The organism is Cupriavidus sp. CP313, assembly GCF_054072015.1.
Genome location: NZ_JBSVZB010000041.1, coordinates 39,978 through 64,320, shown reverse-complemented (window position 1 = coordinate 64,320; position 24,343 = coordinate 39,978). Strand labels below are relative to the sequence as shown.

At 57.4% G+C, this 24,343-nt stretch carries 20 protein-coding genes and 2 pseudogenes; 15 read left to right on the top strand and 7 right to left on the bottom strand.

What is annotated here, in order from left to right; genetic code table 11:
* The first annotated feature begins 104 nt into the window (after nucleotides 1-104).
* The 4 genes from ACW4E8_RS35900 to ACW4E8_RS35885 all read left to right on the top strand — a co-directional run bounded on the left by ACW4E8_RS35900 (nucleotide 105) and on the right by ACW4E8_RS35885 (nucleotide 4,343).
* Nucleotides 105-2,264: a type I restriction endonuclease subunit R gene (locus ACW4E8_RS35900; RefSeq protein ID WP_456808844.1), complete on the top strand. Its 2,160-nt coding sequence runs from the start codon at nucleotides 105-107 to the stop codon at nucleotides 2,262-2,264.
* A gap of 18 nt (nucleotides 2,265-2,282) precedes the next feature.
* Nucleotides 2,283-2,870, top strand: a complete 588-nt coding sequence (locus ACW4E8_RS35895) for a hypothetical protein (protein ID WP_456808840.1) — start codon at nucleotides 2,283-2,285, stop codon at nucleotides 2,868-2,870.
* The gene (locus tag ACW4E8_RS35890; RefSeq protein WP_456808839.1) at nucleotides 2,867-3,799 is read left to right on the top strand and encodes a Kiwa anti-phage protein KwaB-like domain-containing protein; all 933 of its coding nucleotides are present in this window, start codon (nucleotides 2,867-2,869) and stop codon (nucleotides 3,797-3,799) included. The genes ACW4E8_RS35895 and ACW4E8_RS35890 overlap by 4 nt, the downstream gene beginning before the upstream one ends.
* Nucleotides 3,800-3,974: 175 nt before the next feature.
* Nucleotides 3,975-4,343, top strand: a complete 369-nt coding sequence (locus ACW4E8_RS35885; RefSeq protein WP_456808838.1) for an ADP-ribosylglycohydrolase family protein — start codon at nucleotides 3,975-3,977, stop codon at nucleotides 4,341-4,343.
* 241 nt (nucleotides 4,344-4,584) lie between these two features.
* Here ACW4E8_RS35885 and ACW4E8_RS35880 read toward each other — a convergent pair whose 3' ends face one another.
* The gene (locus tag ACW4E8_RS35880) at nucleotides 4,585-5,109 is read right to left on the bottom strand and encodes a hypothetical protein (protein WP_456808837.1); all 525 of its coding nucleotides are present in this window, start codon (nucleotides 5,107-5,109) and stop codon (nucleotides 4,585-4,587) included.
* 229 nt (nucleotides 5,110-5,338) lie between these two features.
* On the opposite strand from ACW4E8_RS35880, the gene ACW4E8_RS35875 reads away from it, so the two are divergent.
* From ACW4E8_RS35875 to ACW4E8_RS35835, 9 genes and pseudogenes are all read left to right on the top strand, one after another.
* Nucleotides 5,339-5,764, top strand: coding sequence for a helix-turn-helix domain-containing protein (locus tag ACW4E8_RS35875; RefSeq protein ID WP_456808836.1), 426 nt, complete (start codon nucleotides 5,339-5,341; stop codon nucleotides 5,762-5,764).
* Nucleotides 5,765-6,619: 855 nt separating this feature from the next.
* Nucleotides 6,620-7,162, top strand: coding sequence for a TnsA endonuclease N-terminal domain-containing protein (locus ACW4E8_RS35870; protein WP_456808835.1), 543 nt, complete (start codon nucleotides 6,620-6,622; stop codon nucleotides 7,160-7,162).
* A complete protein-coding gene (locus ACW4E8_RS35865) occupies nucleotides 7,143-9,110 on the top strand; it encodes an integrase (RefSeq protein WP_456808834.1) in 1,968 nt (655 codons plus the stop codon). Before ACW4E8_RS35870 ends, ACW4E8_RS35865 begins: the two co-directional genes overlap by 20 nt.
* On the top strand, nucleotides 9,107-10,039 hold the full coding sequence (locus tag ACW4E8_RS35860; RefSeq protein ID WP_456808833.1) for a TniB family NTP-binding protein: 933 nt from the start codon (nucleotides 9,107-9,109) through the stop codon (nucleotides 10,037-10,039). Before ACW4E8_RS35865 ends, ACW4E8_RS35860 begins: the two co-directional genes overlap by 4 nt.
* Before the next feature lie 65 nt (nucleotides 10,040-10,104).
* Complete coding sequence (locus ACW4E8_RS35855) at nucleotides 10,105-11,103, top strand: TniQ family protein (RefSeq protein WP_456808832.1); 999 nt, start codon at nucleotides 10,105-10,107, stop codon at nucleotides 11,101-11,103.
* Nucleotides 11,079-11,456, top strand: a pseudogene (locus ACW4E8_RS35850) (TniQ family protein); the annotation flags it as partial. The gene ACW4E8_RS35855 and the pseudogene ACW4E8_RS35850, both read left to right, overlap by 25 nt.
* Nucleotides 11,457-11,558: 102 nt before the next feature.
* Complete coding sequence (locus ACW4E8_RS35845) at nucleotides 11,559-12,953, top strand: hypothetical protein (protein WP_456808846.1); 1,395 nt, start codon at nucleotides 11,559-11,561, stop codon at nucleotides 12,951-12,953.
* Nucleotides 12,954-12,991: 38 nt separating this feature from the next.
* Nucleotides 12,992-13,927, top strand: a complete 936-nt coding sequence (locus ACW4E8_RS35840; protein WP_456808831.1) for a hypothetical protein — start codon at nucleotides 12,992-12,994, stop codon at nucleotides 13,925-13,927.
* Between the two features lie 154 nt (nucleotides 13,928-14,081).
* Nucleotides 14,082-14,882: a hypothetical protein gene (locus tag ACW4E8_RS35835; RefSeq protein WP_456808830.1), complete on the top strand. Its 801-nt coding sequence runs from the start codon at nucleotides 14,082-14,084 to the stop codon at nucleotides 14,880-14,882.
* Between the two features lie 91 nt (nucleotides 14,883-14,973).
* On the opposite strand, the pseudogene ACW4E8_RS35830 reads toward ACW4E8_RS35835, so the two are convergent.
* Together ACW4E8_RS35830 and ACW4E8_RS35825 are read right to left on the bottom strand one after the other, a co-directional pair.
* Nucleotides 14,974-15,320, bottom strand: a pseudogene (locus ACW4E8_RS35830) (aminotransferase class III-fold pyridoxal phosphate-dependent enzyme); the annotation flags it as partial.
* Between the two features lie 682 nt (nucleotides 15,321-16,002).
* Complete coding sequence (locus ACW4E8_RS35825; RefSeq protein ID WP_456808829.1) at nucleotides 16,003-16,176, bottom strand: hypothetical protein; 174 nt, start codon at nucleotides 16,174-16,176, stop codon at nucleotides 16,003-16,005.
* A 609-nt stretch (nucleotides 16,177-16,785) separates the two neighbouring features.
* Between ACW4E8_RS35825 and ACW4E8_RS35820 the strand changes: the two genes are divergently transcribed.
* Nucleotides 16,786-17,673, top strand: coding sequence for a UPF0489 family protein (locus tag ACW4E8_RS35820; RefSeq protein WP_456808828.1), 888 nt, complete (start codon nucleotides 16,786-16,788; stop codon nucleotides 17,671-17,673).
* An 82-nt stretch (nucleotides 17,674-17,755) separates the two neighbouring features.
* Here the strand turns inward: ACW4E8_RS35820 and ACW4E8_RS35815 are convergent, their stop codons facing one another.
* Both ACW4E8_RS35815 and ACW4E8_RS35810 read right to left on the bottom strand, forming a co-directional pair.
* Entirely contained in the window at nucleotides 17,756-18,610 is an 855-nt protein-coding gene (locus ACW4E8_RS35815) for an ImmA/IrrE family metallo-endopeptidase (protein WP_456808827.1), read from the bottom strand.
* Between the two features lie 8 nt (nucleotides 18,611-18,618).
* Entirely contained in the window at nucleotides 18,619-18,966 is a 348-nt protein-coding gene (locus tag ACW4E8_RS35810; protein ID WP_456808826.1) for a helix-turn-helix domain-containing protein, read from the bottom strand.
* 204 nt (nucleotides 18,967-19,170) lie between these two features.
* Here ACW4E8_RS35810 and ACW4E8_RS35805 point away from each other — a divergent pair, with 204 nt between their 5' ends.
* Nucleotides 19,171-20,088, top strand: coding sequence for a hypothetical protein (locus tag ACW4E8_RS35805; RefSeq protein WP_456808825.1), 918 nt, complete (start codon nucleotides 19,171-19,173; stop codon nucleotides 20,086-20,088).
* 600 nt (nucleotides 20,089-20,688) lie between these two features.
* On the opposite strand, the gene ACW4E8_RS35800 is transcribed toward ACW4E8_RS35805, so the two are convergent.
* Complete coding sequence (locus tag ACW4E8_RS35800) at nucleotides 20,689-20,928, bottom strand: DUF1484 family protein (protein ID WP_456808843.1); 240 nt, start codon at nucleotides 20,926-20,928, stop codon at nucleotides 20,689-20,691.
* Nucleotides 20,929-21,208: 280 nt separating this feature from the next.
* The gene (locus ACW4E8_RS35795; RefSeq protein ID WP_456808824.1) at nucleotides 21,209-23,851 is read right to left on the bottom strand and encodes a bifunctional diguanylate cyclase/phosphodiesterase; all 2,643 of its coding nucleotides are present in this window, start codon (nucleotides 23,849-23,851) and stop codon (nucleotides 21,209-21,211) included.
* Nucleotides 23,852-24,343 lie beyond the last annotated feature (492 nt).

Genomic DNA, 24,343 nt, shown 5'->3' with positions numbered 1-24,343 from the left:
TGTGTCAGCATCGGCGGCAAATCCGCCATCCTCCACCAGGTGGGTCAGTTTTACTTCGGCGGGGTGGGTCATTTTTGCATCGGCGCTAACAGGAACGCAAGGCGCTGTTCTTCCCCCGCTATCACCAGTTGGACGTGGTGCGCGGCATCTTGGCTGACGCCAAACGGCATGGCATTGGTCAGACCTACCTGATCCAGCATTCCGCAGGCTCAGGTAAGTCCAATTCGATCACGTGGCTGGCCTACCAGCTGGTGGAGCTTTACGACACGGCAGGCACCGCCAACGTGTTTGATTCCGTGGTAGTCGTGACCGATCGCCGGGTACTGGATACCCAGCTCAAGGACAACATCAAGCTCTTCTCCGAGACAAAGAACATCGTTGCCCATGCCGAGAGCGCCGCTGAGCTGAAGGCGCATCTGGAGTTGGGCAAGAAGATCATCATAACCACGGTGCAGAAGTTCCCGTTCATCGTGGACGGTATCGATGATCTGACCGACCGCAACTTCGCTGTCATTATCGACGAGGCGCATTCCTCGCAGTCTGGCAGCGCCTCCGACAAGCTCAACATGACACTGGGGGCGGAAGAAGAGGAAGTACCGGAGGACCTCCAGGACAAGATTCTCGCGGCCATGAAGGGCCGCAAGATGAGCAGGAACGCCAGCTACTTCGCCTTTACCGCCACCCCGAAACCGGCCACGCTGGAGAAGTTCGGGCGGCAAGGCTCGGACGGGAAGTTCTACCCCTTCCACCTGTACTCCATGAAGCAGGCGATCGAGGAGAAATTCATCCTCGATGTGTTGGAGAAGTACACGACCTATAAGAGCTACTACGAGGTCCAGAAATCAGTCGAAGAGAACCCGCTGTTTGACACCGCCAAGGCGCAGAAGAAGCTCAAGGCCTTCGTCGAGGCCAGCCCCAGGACTATCGAGGTGAAGGCTAAGATCATGGTCGATCACTTCATGGGCAACGTTTGGCAGGCCAAGAAGCTCAAGGGCAAGGCGAAGGCGATGGTGGTCACACGCAACATCGAATGTGCGATCCGCTACTTTTTCGCCATCCGTACTGCCTTGCAAGAGGTCAACGCGCCATTCAAGGCGCTGGTTGCCTTCTCAGGCGAGAAGACGATCGATAGCATCAAGTACACCGAGGACGGGCTCAACGGCATCCCCGCCCGTGACTTACCCGAGGAATTCGAGAAGGACAATTTGAAGATTCTGGTGGTCGCCAACAAGTACCTGACCGGCTTCGACGAGCCCATGTTGCACACCATGTACGTGGACAAGAAGCTGCAAGGGGTACTCGCGGTGCAGGCGCTTTCACGCCTGAACCGCTGCAACTGGAAGCTGGGCAAGACAGACACCTTCGTGCTCGACTTTTACAACACCGTGGACGACATCAAGGCCGCATTCGATCCGTTTTACACGGCCACGTCCCTAAGCGAACCCACCGACGTCAATGTGCTGCACGACCTCAAGGATGTGCTGGATGACTTCGGCATTTACGACTGGTCGGAGGTGACGAGCTTCAACGAGAAGTTCTTCGCCAGCGCTGAAGCTGAAGAACTGCACCCGATCATCGATACGGTGGTGGCCCGCTTTGAGGCCGACCTCGACGACGAGCAGCGGATCGACTTCAAGATTAAGGCCAAGCAGTTCGTGAAAATCTACGCTCAGGTGGCGGCCATCATCCCATTCAATAACGTGAACTGGGAAATGCTGCACTGGTTCCTGAAATTCCTGATCCCGAAGCTGAAGGTAAAGGACCCTGACCAGGACAAGCTGGATGAACTGCTGAACAGCATTGACCTTTCCACCTACGGGCTGGAAAGGTCACGTCTTGAGATGAACATCGGCCTGGATGCTTCGGAAACAGAACTGGAGCCTCAAAACCCGAACGTCCGTGGTGGGCACTTTGGCGACGGCGAGAAAGATCCGCTCGACGAGATCGTGCGTGCGTTCAACGAGCGGCACTTCGCGGGCTGGGAGGCTACACCGGAGGAGCAGCGAGTCAAGTTCATCAACATCGCCAAGCACGTGATGAACCACGCCGACTACAAGGCACAGGTTGAAGATAACCCCGACAGCCAGAACAAACAGCTGGCGCTGGAGCGTCTGATCCAACAGGCGATCAGCGTTGAGCGTCGGCGGGAACTGGACCTTTACAAGCGGTACGCATCGGATCCGGATTTCAAGCGAGCGTTTGATGCAAGCGTATCGAGACTGCTAGCTTCGGCTGCGAGCGCAACGCTCTTGGTTGGACCATAAGGGCGCAGGGACTTTGATATGCAAATGCGCCTGTTTCCCGCACTGATCTTGTTCCTCGGCTCTTACTTTCCGTTGAGCCTGATTCTGCTGATACAAGACATCAAAGAGTCATCTTGGCAGGCTCCCATGTGCAGGATTGCCGAGATGTCCGCCTGCTATTTCCCCGAGCTTGCGAATCCCGGGCGGGCACTTGGCCTGCTCGGCATATCTGCCGTGAGTCTCGTCATTTTCATGGTTCTGATGAGGAACCTGACAGGCTATTCAAGCCTGGAGGTCATTGACTCAAAGTCGATTCCAAATGACCTCATCAACTATGTGTTTCCCTACGTCGTTTCCTTCATGGGACTGGACCTGGGTGTTGAAGGGAAATTCTTCGGCTTTCTGCTCTTCATCGTGCTGATGTTCGTCATCACTTATCGATCAGGACAGATCTTGATGAACCCGTTCTTGTTGGTCGCTGGCTGGCAGTTGTACGAACTCAACATCGTGACCGAGGGCCACAAGCGTTGCGTGAAAGCGCTATCAAAGGAGCTGGTCAAGTCGGGCGATCACCTTGAGTCTTGCTTGGTACATGGAATTTACGTTTTGCATCGGGGAGAGAAATGACTGTAGCGCAAGATCTGCAATCCTTCGGGGCCTTTGACGTCGCTCAGGCAACAGCATCGCTGTGGGTGTTTAAGAAGCGGCCTGCGACCGGTCAAATGAACCCCTTCACAGCGGTGTCAGTTGTGATGGGAGATGCCTTGAGGGATCAGCTCAAAGAACTGGCGAGGAGTTACCAAGCCAGCCATACGATCGCGGAGGTGTACAACTTGCTCGGTCAGCCTAGTGAGGGCGGTTTTCTTGCCGTCTCCCGCGAAGGCACTCTGTTCCCCAGTCTCCAAGGGCTGATTGACCAGCCCTTGGAGGAATGCTTGGTGAAGAACGTGAAGCAGCTGAACAATGCTGCTGGTTATGTCCTTCGCCTGCGCCACGGTGAGTCGGTGATTTACTGCGTCAAGAAAGCGAACTCAGACTGGGCAACGCGAAAGAAGAAGGGAATGATGAACATCTTCTTCACTGAGGCGGGGCTCGACATCATTGACAGCCCGTCATTCAGCATTTCCCGAAGCTTTGATTTCTTTGTGGTGGGCGAAAACGTACTCATGGTCAGCAAGCCTGCCTTTGAATCGATTTTGAATCACAAAGACACCTACGAGGAAGCGTACGCAGCGCTGAAACAGGAGCCCGGATTCTCAGCTGCTATTGCGGACTTCGCCGTTTTTGACACCTTCATTGGCAAGAACGCTACGCACTTGCGCCGAATGGCCGTGATCAAGGCTCGTGGTTACTACAATAACCCCGACTATATGGCTCGTCTTCGCGAGATCAATGCACTCCGAGCATGGGGCATCCAGTTCGACGATCAGGGCCGGATCGTCGGCACGCAGGAAAAAATGAGCGATATCCTGCATGTTTTGCTGGATCATCGTCTGCGTTCAGAACTCTCCGACAACCAGTACGACGTACCGTCAACCACGCCCGTGGGGCAGTAATTTCGACTGCAGGAAGATCTAATGCTGAGAGCCATTTCGAAAATCCTGCAAGGTCTTGCGGACCCGTGGGCATCGGCAATTGGTCGTCTCGAGGAGATCTACAAGACGTGGCCAGACGCGCGGGAAGGCAGCGGCGAGCTGGTCGCGAAGATGCCAGCGTCGAATGATTCTCAGTATGGCCACGTCGATCACTCCGAACTCCCGCTCGTTCCCAAGCGGGCAAGTGTTCTATACGTGGGTCAACATTCGATGCAAAAACCTGCCGTGGGTGGGTCAGGATTCAGTGCAAATCAACAGCTACGTGCTCGACACAATCTGGTCGGCGCGGCGCGCGCTCGAAGAGTCGACGTTCGAGGACGTTGTCAGGACGGCTGTCCAGTTTGGAAATGATACTGACACGACAGCCAGCGTCACCGGCGGGCTCGCCGGAATCCGCTTTGGGCTGGACAGTATGGCCTGCCAAAGATTCGCAACGAGTATGCGCACGGTTCCTCGATGCTACATTCAACGGTACTACGCACTTTCGATATCGTATGCGACCTAATCAATCAGCTTTTCTCGTCGTCCGACGCCGCGTGCTATGCGAGGTTAGGCGATCCTGAGGATCAGCGAGGCGGTGTGTAGTGGTCCAGTTTGACTCCCAAACACGGCGAGTGGACCTACAAATGAAGAACGGGAAGGGGAAGCCTTGCCGTTCTGACCACAGCCACCAGGCAAGGTGTTTCCCGCAGTCGTGGACATCGTGACGACCTTGACGCACGACGTGCTACCAGCCTCGTGCGGCCTCACATGAAAGCAAAGGCGTTCGCGCGCGCATCGTGCAGCGCGTGATGCTCGCCACCATGCACAGCGATGTATTGCGCCACGCGTTCGGCATCGATCTTTAGAAACACGTTTTCATGCCTCCATCCGCGTGGCAAAGGCCCGCCGAGCAAATGTGTGACCAGCTCGTAATCACAATCGGAGTCGTAGCACAGCACAGGCTTGGGCTTGCGTGGTACCGCCAATAGCCACGCCAGTAGCTCGTCGCGTAACTCTTTGAGCGGCATTAACCGACCTGGAAACTGGCCGAGTTGAGGAAGGACGGTATCGCGCACGAAGTCACTGCACAGTGGCCGCTCAAAGTCCGAACGCTCGCCGTAGAACTCGCGCCCATCCTCACCCACAATCGCCACACTGATGAGCTGACTGTCTCTGAAGTCAGTGAACTCGGTATCGATGAAATAGCGCATTTTCCACGGGCTGCGTGGACCTCTCTTCATCGTTCTCTCAGCGTTACTTGCGGTGCCGGCCAGCTCATCGCGGGTCATTCTCCATCCTCCCAATACGCCAACTCGGTGCGCCTGCCTGCGTGCCGCTGGTTGAGCAGGCCCGAGGCCGCCAATCTCTCCGGGTTGAAACTGTTAATCAAGTGTTAATTCATAAAAATCAAGCACTTAAGAAAAAAATTGTACCTTGGCATGCGGCCTGAGATGTACTTCAATAGCTGCGAAGTACTGTTTGCATGTTGTGCTAAGTGCCTTCCCCAGATGCGGCCCAATGAGTAGTCCATTCGCCACTTTTCTCCGTGCCTTACGTTTGCGTAGCAGCATGCGTCAACATGAGCTCGCCAAGCTGCTGGGTTACGAGCAGGCCTACGTGTCCGCCATCGAACTGGGCACCAAGCCGCCGAGTGAAGAGTTTCTCGGAAAGCTCGACAAGAGCCTGTCACTCAATGACCGAGACAACCTGGACATGCGGCTTGCGGCAGAAAAGTCGAGGCGGCGATTTGTCCTACCGGCAGACGTGCCAACCGAGACTTACCTGCTTTGCCATGAACTGTGGGAGAAGATCGACCGGCTGTATCCGGCTCAAATCCGGGCCCTACGTGAATTGGTAAGGATTGACGAACTTCTTGCGGATGAGCCGACGTACGGTCCGGCACGCTTGCGCCGACGTAGGTCAAAGGAGGATGCCGAAATGTAAAAACGGGACAAACCTTGGCGGCTTGCCCCGTCGCTGACCTCGCATGGAGGCCGGTACTTCTGGTTGGCGCTTGAAGTATCCCTCCTCGCTGTCGGCTGGTCAAGGCCGCCCATTCATCGATCACCAGTTGGCTTCGGTTTGACTTTGGGTATAACAACCCAGAGAGGGGGTTATTACGCCCAAAATGCTGAAGTTTTCTTGGCGACGTCCTCACATGGGTGCCGCCGGCCGGCGGTCGCCTCAGAAAAGCGACAAGGGACTTACCATGGCAGACCACAGTTCGCCTACGCCGAATATCCCGGGGAAGGCATCTCTTCCAGTCTCAACTTCCATATCAAAGCGTCCGTACCCTATCGCGGTGCGTCGGGAGTTGAAATTCTTGCGAACGCTCTTGTAGCACTTCGCTTGCAGCGCAACGGGACGGCAAGACTCGCCGAACAACCTGAGCCAGGAGGAGCCATGTAAAAACAAAAAGCGCCACAGACCTGGAGGTCTGCAGCGCTCTCTGGCGGAATCTCGGTCGAGACCCTGCTTCGCAAAGCCAGTCTCTCCCTTCCCGCCTGAAGCGTCAAGCCTCCCGTTTGTTTTTTCTAGCCGACAGCCACTGGCTTGACCGTTCGTGGTCAAGCCAGCGCCGCCGCTCGTGCGTTCCACACGAATCCAGGACAGTCATATGTCGTCTGGCAGGAGTGCTGCACGCTCAAAACCTGTATGCCATTGCCGCGTCAGTGCGTGAAGCACTGAGGCGGCTGGGGGATCTATATGCCTGTGCGCAAAGTCATTACACGACGCTCTAACCATTTCAGAGCTTACATCCCGTCACTAAAGAACGGACATCCAACGCAATGCGAATCAATGCTTGAGGGAAAATTCATTCGCTTGTGCGAGTTGTCTCCCCTGGTGCGCAGCTACGAAGTTCAGCCTTCATTCGAGGCGATCTCTGTTGGGGGCAGTCCCGAGCGATATGTTCCGGATGTGCGTATTCGCTTCGTAGACGGTACGGAAGGGTGGTTCGAAGTGAAACCTGACATCCGACTCAAATCAGAGCGGGTGGCGCGACGTCTGGCAGCTGCGGCAGTCCACTTTGCTCAATCTGGTCGACGGTTCCGTGTAGTCACAGACAAGCAGTTGGATACGGAGCCTCGCGCCTCAAACGTGCTGGAAGTGATGTACCAACGCCGAGCGCCCCTCACCAGCGTCGAGCTCGAGCGCTTTCGCCACAAGCTTAGGAGCGAGTCTCCCCAGACGATGTCGGATTTCGCTTCGTTGGTTGGCCTTTGTGATGCTTGGCGTCTGCTGGGGCTGGGCATCGTGGGAGTTGATCTCGATCAGCCAATCGTTCCGGACGCTGCTATCTATCTTGAAGGAGGGCATCGTCATGCAGACCTTTTCGCTTAGAGCGCGACTGAGTGTTCTTCTTAATGGCAGACGATTGGTACTCGCAAATCGGCTGATGGACAGGCGGCTCGCGTTCAAGGATGACTTTGGCGAGCCGGTCGTTCTCACTGAAGCCGAGTTCTATCGACTGTATGAGCAGCGGGAACTGGCTCTCGATCCGGCGCAGCCTTATATCGACACCATTCCCCTGATCAGGAACGCGCCGCCAGATCTGACCTGTTTTCCCAAAGCGCACGCAGATGAGGCGCTGCGCCGACGGTCTTACCTCGAGGCGCTCTTCCAGCCAGATGGTTCAAGGCTGCCCAACGACCATGAGCTTCGCAAGCGCTTAACGGCAATCCATGCGGTGATCCACGATGCCAAGCAGCCGCCCTCACCGCTAACCGTGCGGCGCTGGGCACGTCGCTATCGCACAATGTGTGTCGTTCAGCTTGTTCCTCAGCACTGCAAGAAGGGCCGCGCCGCAGTCATCCGAGGCGATCTAGAAGATCTGCTCCAGATATGCCTCGAGGAGTCATACCTCAAGCCCGAGCGGCCAACCATCAGGCAAGTGTATGAGGATCTTCGGTCGCGCGTGGATGGCGTAAATAGAGGGCGTTTGCCATCTCAGCAGTTGAGACTACCGTCTGAAATGACGCTTAGACGCTATATCGATCGACTGGATCAATATCAGGTCGACTGTGAGCGACTCGGAAAACATGCGGCAGACAAGAAGCACCGCAACGCAACGGGCCAATTGAAGGTCGACAAAATCCTTGAGCGCTGGGAGATCGATCACACGTTGCTGGACGTGCTTATCGTCGACCCGAAAAGTGGTGAGGTCATTGGTCGTCCGTACATCACGGTCATACTTGATCGCCATAGCCGTATGATCATGGCGTTCTTTATTCACTTGTCCGCGCCGAACACGGAAAGTGTTCTCAGAACCATCGAGCGAGCTATCCGCCCAAAACATGCATGGCTCGCCAACTATCCGATGGTCGTCAATGAGTGGCGTGCTCGTGGGCTGCCTCGCTACATCGTTCCTGACAACGCCGCCGAGTTTCATGCGAATGGGCTGATCTTAGCGTTCAACGAACTCGGTATCGAGGTTCTGTTTCCCCGTTCGAGAGGCCCAGAGATGAAGGGCGCGGTTGAGCGATTCTTTCGCACCATGGCGGAGGATCTGATTCACCGTTTGCCGGGAACTACCTTCTCCAACACGCGAGAGCGCGGTGATTACCCGTCAGAGAAATTGGCTTGCCTCACTCTCTCTGATCTCGAGTCAGCGGTCGTGAAGTGGGTAGTCGATCGTTATCTCCAGAAGCCTCATCGCGGATTGGGCGGTCTCACGCCTGCGAAGGCCTGGGAGCAAGGTGAGGTCGAGCGTTCCCCACTTTTGCCCCTAGATCTGGATGAGCTTGAGTGCGTTCTTTCTCATCGGGCAGACGTACGCCTTCATCACTATGGAGTCGAGGTCGATCGACAGCAGTACCACTCAGCCGAGCTTTCCGAACTGCGTTTGCGTTTAAGGAAAGAAGCGCGAGTTGACGTTCGTTTTCGTGATGAATTGGGTCATGTATGGGTGCGTGATCCTGGCCGCAAGCTTTTTCTGCAGGTGCCCAACAAGGATTCGAGGATGGTCGGGATGAGCCGAGACATATACAGCGCCGCTCGGCAGCGAGTCAGGGAACTCAGCGGCAATTCCAGCAACCCTGATGCTGTCTTTGAGGCCTATCGTCAAATCATGGCAGATGTTGAGGTGGCGAAGAGGTCCAACAAACTGCGCAAACGACGCTACGCCGCACAGATGGAGCTCGACAAAGAGGGGAATCAACGCCAGTTCAGACCGGCCGCAAACGAGTCACTGCCTGCTGCTCAGTCCACCCTTTTCGACTTCGAGCCACCGCCGCCGACGCTCGAAATCCGGCCTCGAACACTTCCCGCCATTCCTGGAGATCAATCGTGAATGCATCGAGTGAATTTTCTCTCCGCCATCAGTTCATCAAGACGTCTCAAGTATCAAAGGCTTTCGATCGATTGAGTGAGGTGCATCAGGATGTCCTTCGATCACGAAGCAGTCGAGGGCTTATGGTGTTGGGGCCGAGCGGGGCCGGAAAAACCACAACCGTTAAGGAGTACCTAAACGCGGCATTTCCGCAGGTGTGTGTACCCGGAAAATTATGTCGAGCGGTGCACGTTGAGATTCCGGCTTCGCCGACACAGAAATCTCTCGCAACATCGATCTTGGTTGGCCTTGGCGATCCTTTCGCAACAGCCCAGAGGCACCCCGCAGAACTGAAGATGGCCCGCGTCGCGACGCTTCTTCGGAATTTGCGCACCGAAGTTTTAGTTCTCGACGAGGCGCAGCATCTGGTTGACTACAGGCGAAGCAGCGCCTACGACGCTGCCGATTGGCTCAAGAATTTGATGAATAGCTCTGAAATCACGGTCGTTCTTGTTGGGCTGAAGCGTGCCCGTCAACTGCTTTGGACTAACGAGCAGTTGCGAAGAAGGTTCTCTGCCATCGTCGAACTTGAGCGATTCGGTTGGTCAACGAGTGAGGACCAACGGCGATTTGCAACCTTGGTAGGCAGCATCGGGAGGATATTGCCCGTGCCAACCGTTGACCTCACAGAGGGTGATATGTTGCACCGTCTTTATCACGCCAGCTTTGGTCTAATGGACTACCTGATTAAGAGTCTGGATCGCGCTGTATGGACTGTTCGGAACGGCCAGGCAAGAGGTATCGATCGCGCAGTTCTGGCACGTGCGTTTCGCGACGAGGTTTGGGCCGACGTACCGTCGAATAGGAACCCGTTTGCCGAAGAGTTTACTTTCACCCCGTTGATCGGAATTCACGAGCCCTTCGAGAACTTCGATATCGCTTTGCGCTAGCCCGCGTGGCCCGGTGTAGGCGATGGGCCGTATCTGCATACATTCCATGTGGAGCAATTCATCTTATGTTTTGCCTGATCAGAGCGAAGGGGACACCTCAGGTTCCGCAGCCCGAAGCAACACTATCGGGGCGGCGCGACGTTCGTCAGTGGTCGACACCATCTGTAGCCCCACCCGTTCAAGTCTCTCCCTATCCCTACGAGAGCTTTGAGAGCCTCATGTTCAGGGTGGCTGAGTACAACGCGTTGGGCTCTGCTAGAGTCGCGCTCCAAGCGCTTGGCGCACATTGTCAGAGACCGTCGCGCTATTGCTATAAGCATCTTAGTCCGTTACTCAATATTGAACCTGCCTCGTTGGCGGCGATGCTACCCACAGCAGTTGATGGGGACCTTCACATCCTGGGGCACCAACTTCTGCGTGACCGCCACATTGTTCGTTACGCCAGTCGTTTTTGCCCGATGTGTGTCTCAGAGCGCGGTTATGGCGCACTGGAATGGGGCCTTGCTCCATATGCTGTCTGCGCCGAGCACGGTATCTACCTCGTTGACCGCTGCGCTTGCAATCCGAGAGGGTCTCTGAACATGTTTCGCCACAGCTACTTCACATGTGGATGTGGGGCTGACCTTCGCAACGCCGCTGTGCTTCCTGCAAGCTCTGCCGCATGCAAACTTGCCAAGGAGGTGCGGCGACGATTTCGGCAGGAACCGGACGAACAGTTGGACAGTGTGTTCCCGATATTGACCACGTGGCCAGAAAACGCGCATTTCGGCGATTTTCTCGACTTGATGATATGCCTTGGCAACCTTGTGCGTGGGCCTAGAGAGCTTAGCCGTCACCTCAGTCAAGCGGTGTATCGCTTGGACCGGGTTACTGTTCTGTTTGAGAACGCGGCCTACATTCTTTCAAACTGGCGAGGTGGTTTCGCATCGGCCTTTCGTATTGCTAACGCCACCGGCTACGCGTCACGAGCGAAATCGGATGACAGGTTCACGTTGTTCCGGGCTAGGGCGGAGCGGTATCTACCGCCATTGGTGTATCGATGGCTGACTCTTCAGCGCTCATAGATAGCGAGCGCTCTTTAGCAAGGCCGAGCATGCTGGATTTTCCTGTAGTCCCAATGCCTTTCGAAGACGAAGACTTGCTCGGCTTCCTCGCCAGGTGCGCGAACTCCAACGCGCTTACCGTGACCGAGCTTGTAAAAGCGTTCCGATCAACCTCTCAGACTGGTATGAGGACCTGGGTTCGCGAAGTGGAGCATCCGTTGATTTGGGATAACCAATTCGAAGAACTCCTGCATCCGAGCACCCGCCCAGCAAGGGCCTGGAGTCATCGGAACCGCAAGTTTTGTCCCCAATGCATGATTGAGGCAGGATACTGGCGAGCGAGTTGGTGTTTGATGCTTGCGACCTGCTGCCCTCGCCATAGCATATGGCTTCAAGAGCGTTGCTGCCGTTGTGGCACCACGCTTAGCATTGAGGCAATGCGATGCTTCCGCTGTGACGTCTGCGGTAAGTCGCTTGTGGACGCTCACTCAGCCGTCCAGCCGGCTGGTCGGGAAGCGCTGTGGATCGCGCAGCAACTCACCCTTCGGGTTGCTCGGTCAGGTGAGCGTAGTGACCACATTACCGATGACTTGACGTTATCCGAGTTCCACGAACTCGCTCTGAGAGTTGGCGTCCGCGGGAGCATTGTCAACACCAACAAGCCCCTCAAATTGAAGGAGGCCGGCGCACTGACGGTTGCAATACCCATTGCAGAGGGGGCCGGCAAGGCGCTGATGAATTGGCCGTATGGGTTCGAGGACATGCTCGGTGCAATACGCGAGCAGCGACGCAACGCTTCCAGCTGGAAGATTCGCGAAGCCATGGGGCCGATTTATTGGGATATCTATCACTATCTCAAAGATCGACGCTTTGATTTCGTACGCACGGCTTTCGAGTCATACATCCGCGATCATTGGGAGGCACCGCTAGCATGTCGCAATAGAAACATCGGGCTACCACTCGTTCGAAGCCACACTTGGGTACCCGTATGCGAAGCAGCCAAGAGAAGTGGTGTAGAGCCAGCGCTGCTCAAGCGTATGGCAAAGGGGCGGGAGATACCGACGCGTGAGCAAACACGCAAAAGCGGTAGATGTGCTCGAATCGTGAACCTTGCAACGGTGCGCAACTATGCCGGTCGAGTACAACAGATGATGACCGCTGAGCAAACTGCGGCACATCTCGGAATCAGTCGCAAACGCGTGCGGCAGCTTCTTGAGGCGGGTCTGCTGACTGTGCTCGGCGGTACTCCCAGGGCGGGGCAACGATGGTGGATTGATCCGATATCCTTGGACCGATGTGCGCATTCTGGGCGGCAAATGGCAACCGAGCCGAAAAACTCTGTCTCAGTGACGCAGCTTGCGAAATGCAGCATCGCAAATGCTGAGGGTTTTGTGTCGCTGATTGGTGCGATTCAGACTGGGGAGTTGTCAGTCTGGGTACCTCCAGGTTCCAAGCAAGAAATGGGAAAATGGCGTCTCAGTAAGGACGACTTCGTGAAATGGCGACCTGTTGCGGAAAAAGTTGGAGCATCGAAGCTTTCAGTCAGCGACGTAGCTGTGCAGCTCGGCGTGAAACCGGAGGTCGCCTACGCGCTGGTCCGAGCTAGGCTCTTGCCAGCCACTACTGACAGCGCCGGTCGGCGTGTTGCCCAATGGGTAGATATCCGTGCACTGAGTGAGTTCCGGGAGCGATATATTCTGGGTACTGAGTTGGCAGCCCTGGCGAGAACGAGCCCGAAACAGGTGGCCCAGCGGTTGAAGGCATGCGGAATTCAGCCTATCGCTGGGCCCGACTCTGCGCGAACGTCTTGCCGGCAGTATGTTTGGCAGCGAACTCCAGGCGTTCTCTCTGCCGCTGTGGCCGAGACGTGATATCGATGAGGATATACGGCAGGACAGGTTTGGTTACAATGCCAGCACCGATTTTCGTCCGCTCTAAGAACATGATTGGTGAAGCCCTCAGTATAGTGAAGCTCATCGAGGCGATGGGGAAGTTTGTTGCTTGGCTTCGTAAAACGAAATCTCGCCCCTCAGAAACCGTAGCCGGGCGCTTCATCCGTCTTTTCGAAAGTCACGACGTTCATCGCAACCAGATACCTCGATTCTTTGATCACGGGCTGACCTTGAGGGATGTACAGGACGAGATATCGCTCCTAGATAAGTTGGATGAGCCGATGCTTGAGGCAGCTTCCAAGCTTTTCGGTGTACGCCGTGAATGGCTAGAAGGTGCGGAATCCGAGGTCTATCCCTGTCACGATTTCTATAAGCACCCCGCATCTGTCGCGCCCTTTCTCGAAGCACTGAAGGCAAACAATCCAGACGGTCATCTCGAAGGCGTATTGATAGCCCCAGAAGAACAAAAGGGTGATGCACTAATTATTCTGAGCGAAGTAGCCGGGTGGATCGGGGACAAAGCCATATACCGGCACCATCTGCTCAACAACTGGCTATACGAGTACTGGAAGTCACGGGCCTACTTGACCGCCTGTGTTGCGATTGCTTGGAAACATGGAATCCATATTCGAGGTATCTACTCGCCGGCGAAGGAAATCAAGCAGGTTGCATACGGTGAAGTCCTCCTGGGCGGTCGCAACGCCGACAGCACGCCCAGTCGGAGGGGAGCTCTATATCCTGAGGACATGGCGCTAAGACCTGCCGTCTTTCTCGCTGGAATCGACCCCGAGCGAGATAACTTTGGAATCACGTCCGCCTTGGAGCTTTGGCAAATGCTGGAGGAAGACGGATACATGGCGACGGGCCTACCGATGTACCAACGAGAGGCGATTCGGGGATTGTTCAAAGAGGCGCTGGACGAGTCGCTCGCAGTTTCTACAAGCCAGCGCTGACCGACCGATCGAGGACCAAAGCGTGATCGATTCGGCGTTGACCCTTTCGTACGCGCCGTCCAGGCTGGTGGGGGTTCCCATGGGGACCGATCTGGTCAACGCGGGCTTTTGATGCTTCGAGTCGGGGCGGTATCTTTCAACTATGGCGACTGAGATGAGTCGACGATTCGGACTAGCCTTTGACGAAGTGACAAACCTTCATCTCGATTGCGAGACTCGCCTGTCGGCCGAAGCTTCGCTACTCAAAACATTCGGCTGCTCTTCGCCGGACCTCCAGCACTTTCTGGCCGATCCCCGTCATGAGGCGTACTTCAACGAGCACTGGAGGTCCCTGCCCGAATATGACCGATTTTTATATGAGCGCGCCTGCGAGATGCTCGGTACCCCTCTACTGCCAACCAAGCTTTGCTGGTTCCACTGCACCAGAGTTCCCGCGGGCACGACATTCGACGCTGGCATCCTTCCATTGGGGCAGGTGATTTCCCTGCTCAAAGAAACGCTTCTGGGCTTGCTTGAGGACCCCGCGGCGAAACGCGAAGTTGATCACGCTTTTGCTCGCGAGGCAGGCTTCGACTTCCACTTCGGCAACAAGCTTAGGAACTCGCTGCACTGGGGGCCGTATGCTATCTTGGTACGCGAGGTTGCATCTTATGCAAGCGACCTCGGGCAACATGACTATCTGGCAATGCCAGAAATCATCGAAGACTTGTGCGAGGAAGTGAAGCTTGCCAGCGGCCTTGAGCTGCTGCCAGTCTTCCAGGAAGGTTTGAGACCTGCCATCGTGAAGTTCGTAGCGCCAGCGGGCAACTCTGCTGAATTTGCGGTGCGGGTGGCTTTGCGTTACCTGCAATCCTGTGTTCTGGAAGGCGTCCCGGGGCACGGTGCCGTGTGGTGCTTTGACGGGGGGAACACCGCGGTGCCGCCAGGGCAGGTGCTCAAGATCGAGGTTGTTTGAACGACGGCAGGTCCGCTAGCTCTCGCAGCAATTGCCTCAACCGAAACGAACCGCATCTCCAGCTGCCTTACCCTATATGGCAGTTTGAAACAAGGGCTCTCGCAGAAGCAACAAGAGTAACGACGGCCACCTGATAGTGTTTTATCGCGAACAGCTTGCCAGTGCGGAAAAATCCGGACTGCACCTCATCAGCGATCAGCAGAATCCCATGCCTGTCGGAGACCTTGCGTAGCGCTTCGACAAACGCTAGCGGAACGCCACACGTTGAAGCCCCCTCGCAATGCACCGGCTCGAAGATGATGGCCGCACACGTTGCGGGTCCATGTCTGCCTTAAATATGGTCTCCAGCGCCTTGAGTGCATCACACACCGATACACCATGGAGTGCACACGGACAAGGAGCATGGAAGACCTTGGCCGGAAAGGGACCAAAGTCGAGGCAAAAGACAAGCGAGAGCATTGGAAGGTGGCTCCGACGGCGTATTAGGCCAATCAGGCAGCGGCGCTGGAGACGGCAGCCAAGAGCGAGTGGCGCAGAACAACGGCTAGTCAATTGGCCGCCATTGCACAAAGAAAAAAGCCCCGCAAACGCAGGGCCTCGAAGAATTGGGGGCTTGAGCCGATTGGAATTGAACAGCTAAACTTCCGCTCGGGTCGCGCCCCGCGTAGATGGTGAACCAACATTTGTTGGTCGAGCCAGCATGATATTCCCGATGCTCACATTTGTCGACCGTGTTTCAAGTTGAGGTACTACTGGTGATCTCGACTGGTCGGCCCGTCGACGCTTCTGAAACGTCGCTGTCGCGTAGGCTGTTAGCCGAGACCCTGTGGTTTTGCACAAAGGACTTCGCAAGAAGGCGGAGCTCCTTCGCGCGGCGCGGTGGATCTGACGCATCGAGCGCTTCAGGCGTTTGGTGAATGCCTTGTAGTGCTCGCAGAACTGCGTATAGCGGTAGGTCTGCCGATCCGCGAACTCCGCCTGATACTCCTCCCACAGGAGCGTGAGCGTCATGCCATTGCGGCGCAGCTCCTGGAGAATTCGCCCGTAGTCAGGCTGGGCGTACGCTGCTGGTCCCGTGGGCTTGCCGAGTAGCCGTCGTTCGTGTTCGGCTTCATCCATGTCACAGGCGCTCGCCCAGTCCAGCCCAGCGGCGCCGGCCAGGCCGACGTACTTCGTGACCACGCCCATTGGAAATGCCCAGCGGCGCGGCGATCCGATCGTGCGAGAAGCCGCCGTCGAATTTAAGTCGTAAAACGTCCTTGATCATGCGCATGTTCATCCGGTGCGCGGGCATGCTTTCTCCGGCCAAAGCCGGCGAGCATAGCCCGCGTGGTTGATGTCATGCGCAACGCCGATCCTGCCTTCCGGTTCGCTCGGTCACGTTCCCGAAACGACCGGTCACGTTGCCGAAATCGCCGGTCACGATCCCGAAACGACCGGTCACGTTCGTCCGAAATACGCATCCACAGTAGGCACATACGCACGCCCCGCGCTTCATGCCAAGAATACGTAGTACCTCGTCTACTTCTTCCGCGGTGGGTTCAAGGTAAGGCGTGAGTGCGGTGTAGAACAGTCCGGTTAGAGTGGATCGGCGACTAGTCGGCTTCGGCGGCTCGCCTGGCGGATTGAAATCGGGATGTGGCATACAGGATGTCCTGATGACGTTGAGGGGCGTAGACATCAAAGCGGTCTCGAAGCTGAAGACGTCATGCGTCGATTGCCATGAAGGTACAATACGCCGAAGACAATCCGGTACGATTGAAGCAAACTAGTGCCGATCTGCTTTGAGAGTTCTTCTCGCAGGCATTCGAGTAGTCAGTATGACTGGTTGATCGACGATCTGACTGACGGCCAGAGTTGGAGCCGTTAGCACGTTTTCGACAAATAGGCCGGGGAACTTTCCATGAACCAGATCTACGACGAGTTCAGCATTGGCGGCAAGGACGTTTACATCGTCAATGCCCATCACTTCGTCTTGCTGCCGTGGGCGAAAATTAGGCGCGGTGTCGAAAATGCTCCAACGCTTATAACGCTCGATCATCACACTGATACGATGGGCGCATTCCGCGCACATCGAAGCATCGCAACGAAAGGCGATTGGGATGAGGCCGAGAAGATGCTGCCGGAACTGATCGCGGACATCGACTGGAAAGACGAACAGTCGCTACTCAGAGCCGTCAGTAAACTGCGACACGATGAGCACATTCATACAGCATTTTTGTCCGGCATCATTTCCTGCGCGTTTGCGATCAACCTGTTCGATCAGGTGCCTTCGATTGAGGAGGATGCATTCCACGAAGAAGTCTCGCGTAGCTTCGATCTATTGATGCAAGGACGCGACCCAGGGCCGAGTCCGAATCGTCCAACGCCGCCCTATACCTACGCTCCGAGAGGAGACGGGATGTTTACCATCTGTGCCGAGTGCGCCATCGGCTGTGAAAAGATGCCTCACGACGATGACTGTGTCATCGCTCGCGCCAATCAAGTACTCGAATCGAACTACTTGGACCGCGAACTCGCGACGGCTAATCGGATGGCAAGCGCGATGGGACTGGGTGCAGCCGATTCTGGACCGTATATACTTGACATCGATCTCGACTACTTCCACTCAGAGAAAGCGATCAACCCGGATGACGCGGCGACCATTTACCGTCTCATGCGCAACTCGTTGGCAATTACTGTTGCACTCGAGCCAGAGTGCGTCAAAGAGCTACGTTGCGAGGGCTCTCATATCGACGCCCATTTACTCCTTGAGCGGCTCAAGCAACATATCGCCGCTGCTATGAAATGAACTCCGAGCAAGGCATGAGCCTCGGAGGAGATCAGTGCGGATCTGTTCTAAGAGTCCCTGCTTTTATAAAGTGCTGGGTACGTCAGTACTTAAAGCGCGGCGCTTGCCAGTCGCGCTCAGTGTCTTCATCGTCGTCGGGAGTATCCGCTGTGATAACCGTCAGCGTCTTACCGTAATCCCCCAACCCGATTACTTCCTCAGTCGCGGAAATTTCATCGTCTGTATGGAACCAAAGATTCAATTCTGTGCTGTCGTCGTCTTCACTTGCGGATTCTATGTTCTTCGGATTTTGGTTGAAGCCGCGTGTCAACGACTGCCGAGGCAAAACGGCGCCCTTATTTAAGTGACGATACCCCTTCGTCCGGCGCATGCTTTTCGACGTAAAACAGTAATCGACTGTCGACACGTGGCTTACGATGATCGCGACTGCAGCATCGGTTAGCTGCGCGTATCGGATGGCAGATGCGGTCAGCGATGTCTTACAGTCGCCGGCTAAGCCCTTGACTGCCTCGAGGCCGTCAGAGTATCGGCTTGCTGCGGCATCGAATAGATGGCTCGGCATCAGCAGGCCGGCTGCAAAGTGGTCCGCCTCCAGCTCATACTGGTCGGACGAGGCGAATCCAGCCTTGGACTCATGGACATCTCCGCCTCGGAACACGGCGTCGGGGTGTCCATCGAGAAAGTAGTGACCAAGCTCGTGCGCAATACTAAAACGCTGGAATCCCTCGCTTCTAATGTGAGTGGCATATGCAATGGCGAATCGCTCTCCGGATCGAATGAGCATGCCCGATACGCCTTGCGCGCTAGTTGGCTTGGCAACCACGTGGATGTCTCGCGCTGCCGCAAGTGAAAGCACATCGATCGGCAGAGTAAGGCCTTCGTCGCGCACAATTTTTTCAGCAACCTGTTCGGCATCCCGTAGCTTTCGCTCTATCACGTCGGCTCCTATGAGCGTTTGTGTGCTGCCAGTTGTTTGATTAGGTTCTCAGCGATCTGTCTATCGGCTTCGCTCAGAGATTTCACGTCACGATACAGCTTTTCGTCAAGAGCCGTATTTCCATGCATGTCCTCGGTTCTGCCTAGCAGGTAGTCGGTCGTGACGTCGAGCGCTTTGGCCAAGGCTCGCAGATTGTCGAATGACGGCTTTCGCGTCCCATCTTCCTTCTCGAAGTGGGAAATCGAAGTTGCAGGCAAATTGCACAAGCGGCCGAGGTCTGCCTGGGTGAGCTTGCGAACTTCCTCTCGTACGTGGCGCAAACGCTGCGCGAACAGCTTGCGGCTGGAATCTTGCATTTGTCGAAAACGTAAAGTCTGTGTTGACATAAGCGACAACACGCGCTACAGTAAAGTCGAACTTGTCAAAGTCGACAAGTTCAGTGTAGCACAGCAGTTCTGAGAGGGCGAAGCCCTTTCGCGCTGCCGGTCACTCGGGAGAAGACCCCAGCCAGCGACGCTCAGTGCCGGTGCGGTCGCAGACCCCGGCCAAGGAGAAGCTTCATGCGGGACGATGTGCAGATTGAGTTGTGTCGAATCGGGGAGCAGCTGGATGCTTCGCTGTTTCCCGTCGTTAAAAATGGCGGGATTGTCGTGCCCAGCAATCCCGTCATTTCTCCTCGAACCCTGGGCGCGGAGTCGAATCATGTCAAACCAGGAAAAGCAAGAACCGAAGCACGACCATGGGCACGGGAATCCGACCGACCACGGACATCATCCCGGACATGGCCACACGCCGGATCCGGGACGCCCCGTTCCGCCGCACCGCTCGTCGTCTCAGAGCTTCGCGGCAAGTTCGCAGAAGAGCTAACCGCGGTACAGCAGGCTTACCCCGGTACGCAGCACTGGCTTGATGACGATTGCATGTGGCTCATCGTCGAGAGTTCGCTGCTGCCGGGGCTTTCTCAGCAAGCAATCTTTGTCGTCGGAATCCGGCTTGCCGATGCTTTGGTTCGAGGTTGGGGGTTCTGGGGGACTGGGGCTATCGGATACGAATGGATTGGGCCTCGCCATACCAATTTCCCCGATGGGTCAATATGTGCGTTTGAGCCGGCGGATGGTACTTGGACGGTCTGGGACCCGCTTGTGGAGTTGCTAGACCTATATACATTGTGGGCGGTCAGACACCTTCATCTGAGGGCTTTCGGTCGCTGGCCAGGGCACCAAGCAGTACGTCATCCTTATGAGCGCATACTGGAAATGCGCGCGGACGAATATTGCGGATGTGGCACATCTCAGCTCTATGGAAAATGTTGCCGCGATGCGGATCTTGCACGCAACCAAATTCAGGAGGCGCTGCTCTTTACCCGAGGTATGCGTGGCGGACTGCGGAAACCACCCATGTCCCTTATGACCTTCTTGCGAAATCGCGATGTACGCCCAGCTTGGCTGCTGGAAGGCTATAGCTTGAGCGATGGCTGACAGAAAACCCGCAACGGTGTGTTGGTGACTTGAGCCGAAAGCTTCGGCGCAAGTGCTGGAGCGACTGTGGCCGGAACATCCGCGCGGTGCGTGACCGCGTTGAGCGGCAGGTGCGCGATCTGCCAGTGTTTGAGGTATCGAGCCGATCATTGACGTGCTCGGGGCACAAGGCACCGCAGGATGGCGCTTTAGTTCTCCTGCGGCCTCATGGCTGCAGGAGAACTAAAGCGCTGCCACCCCTTACGAAGGGGTGACGGCTGCTATTGCTGAAGCTCAAAGCATGGGACTATTCACTTCTGCAAGCGTTTTGCTAATATTTAGTGGTTCCCGTAAGGGATTCTGAGTCTCCCTCCGCCACGGCGTTGAGGGAGCCAGGACGGCAACAGGCGATGACAAGCCCGCCGTTCCTGCATTCGGGGCGCTTCGGCGCCCCTTGTCTTTTCTGCTTCCTTGCTCTCAGATTTCGCAGTGACGGCCGCTATCCCTGAAGCTGGAAGTTCGGGCCCATGCTGGAGGGTCGTTGCCCCGACCTACGACTCGAAAATCAACTCCGGCAACACAACCTCCAACGGCGCAGACCGAATAGTCCGCCTAAACTTCTCATCCTCGGTGTGATCGGGGGCAGGGGTTCTTATTGGCTCGGCCTGTGGGCGCTGAGAGGTTGGGGCGGAGGCCAGCGCTGGTTTCGAGGATGTGGTCTTCGAGGGTGACGACGGGGGGCAAGGTGGTTCTGGCGAGGCGACGGGCGAGGGCGCGGTCGGCTACGGCTAGGTTTTGGGTTAATTGGGCTTGTTTTTGAGCGAGGGCGAAATGCTGCGGAGCGGGGGTGGTGGGTTGTATTACGAACCTCCTTGCATCGGTGAGAAAGGCCCGCCGTCCTTGTCATTCGGATGGGCGAGCACGAAGGAGGGCCCACACAGAGTTTTCGAAGCTTCGTTGCCTCTTGTTCCATATCACCTTGCAAGGGCTGGCTCTAAGCCCTCGTCCAGGTTGGTGTGCGCGCCCGCTGTGCCTGCAGCATTGGCAGTGCAAGCGGCAAGGCAGGGAATGCCCCGAAACCAAGCGCACGGACGAGGCCCAGACGAGCCCCCGACCAAGGCACCGAAGGACGCCGCTCGCCTCAAGTCACGGCGCTCACGTAGGCCTCGAACGCGCTTGCCTCCACCGGCGGACAGAAGAAGTGGCCTTGCCCGTAGTCGCAGCCGGCAGCCAGCAGAATGTCGCGCTGCGACTCGGTCTCGACGCCCTCGGCAATCACGCGGATGCGCAGCGCATGCGCCATGCTGATGATGGCGCGGCACAAGGCCACGTCGTCCGGCCCCCGCGTCAGCGAGCGGACGAAGGACTGGTCGATCTTGATGTAGTCAATGTCCAGGCGCCGCAGGTACGACAAGGACGAGTAGCCGGTGCCGAAGTCGTCGAGCGCGATCTCGATGCCGGCCGCCTGGAAGCGGGAGAGCTGGTCCATGACATCGGCGTTCTGCTCCATCAGCGAGCCTTCGGTGATCTCGATGACGAGGCTGCCCACCGGCACGTTCCTGCGCTCGATCATGCTGGACCAGGACTCGGGCCCGCTCGCAGGCGCGCAGAACTCCACTGGTGATTTGTTGACCGAGATCTGGAAGCCCTTGCCCAGCACCACCTGCCAGCGCGCAAGCTGGTCCAGCGCTTCGGTCAGCACCCAGCGGCCGATGTCGATGATAAGGCCGGATTCCTCCGCAACGGCAATGAAATCGGCCGGGTGGATCGGCCCGCGCACCGGATGGTCCCAGCGGATCAGGGCCTCGGCCTTGCAGACCTTGCCCGTTTGCAGATCGACAATGGGCTGGTAGTGCAGCGCGAACTGCCCGGACGCCAGCGCCGTGCGCAGGTCCTGCGTGATGCGCAGGCGCTCCCTCTCCGCCTGCAGCAGCGCCTGGGTGAATACCTTCCAGCGATTGCGGCCCTCCTCCTTGGCGGCAAACATCGCCTGGTCGGCGCACACCAGCAGGTCCTCGGCGTTGTCCGCGTCCTTGGGGTAGGTCGCCACGCCGATGCTGGCCGACACCACCACCAGCTCGCCGGCAAGGCGGTAAGGCGCGGCAATCCGCTCCAGGATGGCCTCGGCAATGCCCCCGGCAACGCCGGCATCGCCCACCGCGGGCAGGATCACGGTGAATTCGTCGCCGGCCAGCCGCGCCACGGTATCCGACGCGCGTACCGATGCCGCAATGCGCCGCGCCGCCTCCAGCAGCAACAGGTCGCCCTGGTCGTGGCCGAGGGTATCGTTCACCTCCTTGAAGCGATCCAGGTCGATGAACAGCAGCGCCAGCACATCCTGCGTGCCGCGCGAACGCTCGATCTCCTGCCTCAGCCGGTCGAAGAACAGGCGGCGGTTGGGCAGATCCGTGAGCGCATCGAAATTCGCTTGGTGCCGGATGACTTCCTCCGCCTGGCGTTTCTCGGTCATGTCATGGATCAGCGCAACGCGGCGGCGCTCGCCATACGCGTGGGCCAGGTAGGTATCCACGGTCAGGTAGGCGGGAAACTCGCTGCCGTCCTTGCGGCGGATCGAGAATTCGCCGCTCCATCTGCCCTTGGCTGCCACGGTGGCCCGCAGGCGCTCGACCAGCCCTGCCGCATTGCCTGCCCCGCTGACGATATAGCCCGGGCGGCCCTTGACCTCCTTGGCTGTATAGCCGGTGGCGGCGGCAAAGGCCGGATTCACGTCGATGATGGTGCCATCGAGCGACGTCACTACCATGGCCTCGCTGCTGGATGAATAGACCAGCGAAGCCAGCCGCATCTCCTCCATATGGCGCCGTCGCTCCCCCATGGAGCGGCGCAGGCTGTAGTACAACAGGCCAAGCAGCAGCGTGGAAGCAATGGCACCGGCCAGGGCAACGCGGCGATAGACCTCGTAGGGCGCCAGCACCAGGTCGACGGACTCGCCCACCACGAAATTGAGCCCGAACTCCGGCATACGGTAATAGCCGAAGACCCGCTCCACGCCTTCGGAGCCCGACACCGCCCGATAACTACCAGACTGGGGCGACCCGCTGGCGAGGTAGGGCCTGTTGCTGACCGCCCTGGCCAGCGTGCCCTCCAGGGCCGGCACGCGCGCAATGACCTGGCCGGAAGTCTTGATGACCGACGCCACTTCGCCATCGTGGTTAGTGAACGTCTGCGCAAAGCTGGCGAACTGCTCCGGACTGACCGAGACCACGATGACCCCGTCGAAGCTGCCCGCGCGCAGGATGGGGCGCGTGAACTGGATCGACCATTTGCGCGAGACCTTGCCCTTCACCGGGTCGCTGATGAACAGCATGTCGCGCCCGCCCGCGTTCTGATGGACCCGGAAATGCTCGCGCTCGCTCAGGTCGACCTTCTGGCCGGGAGCGGGCGGGGCGATGGACGAGTAGATGAGCAGGCCATGCTTGTCGATCACCGACACCTGGAACGACAGGTCCACCACCAGGTTCTCCCGCTCACGCACCATGTCGATGAATCCCGGCTGGCCGACCAGCCAACTGGCCCGCAGGTCGAGGAGGAACTCTGACAGCCGCAGGATGCTGGATTTCGAGTACGCGCCGAACGCCTGGGCCTGCGCCTGGGTACGCTCCGCGGCGTCGTGCAGCAAGCGGTCCCGCTCGCTCACGAGCTGAAACGCCGCGAACGCCCATGTTGCAATCAGCCACGCCGCCGCCGCCAGGTTCAACGGGGAAAAGACCTGGTGCAGGCGCTGCAGCGCCTTGCCATATCGGGTGGTCGAGCGTTCCGGCATCAAATGGGTATCGCAGCGCAGCGAAGAATCGACATCGATAGCAGGCTAGTCGAGGTCAGCGAACCCGACAAGCAGCACGCACTCTAGCCCCGTGCTCACCGCGTGGAGCCGGGCCGACGCATGCCGAAGGCGTCACGTCGTGATCATGTCCCGCTCGACTCGTGGGCACGTGGGCCTCGATACCGGACATGGCCCGCCTCATGCGAAGTACGCCTTCGTATAGGCGTGCACGCCCGCATCCGCCAGCACCGCCTCCGGCGCCAACCAGCGATACGCCCCACGCTGGTGCAAGGCAACCGCGCCCGTCCACCGGCCAATGCAAGACATAGGCCAACACCAGATAGTGCGTACTGCTGCCAGCCTCGTTGGCAATGCAATATGGCAACTATGTGCCATTCCGGCCTGATTGACGCCCCCCAAAAGGGGGCTAAGGCATTTTCGCCACAGACATTTGGGCGCCGCTGTCCTGCCCGCGCAGAGGGACATCAGGCG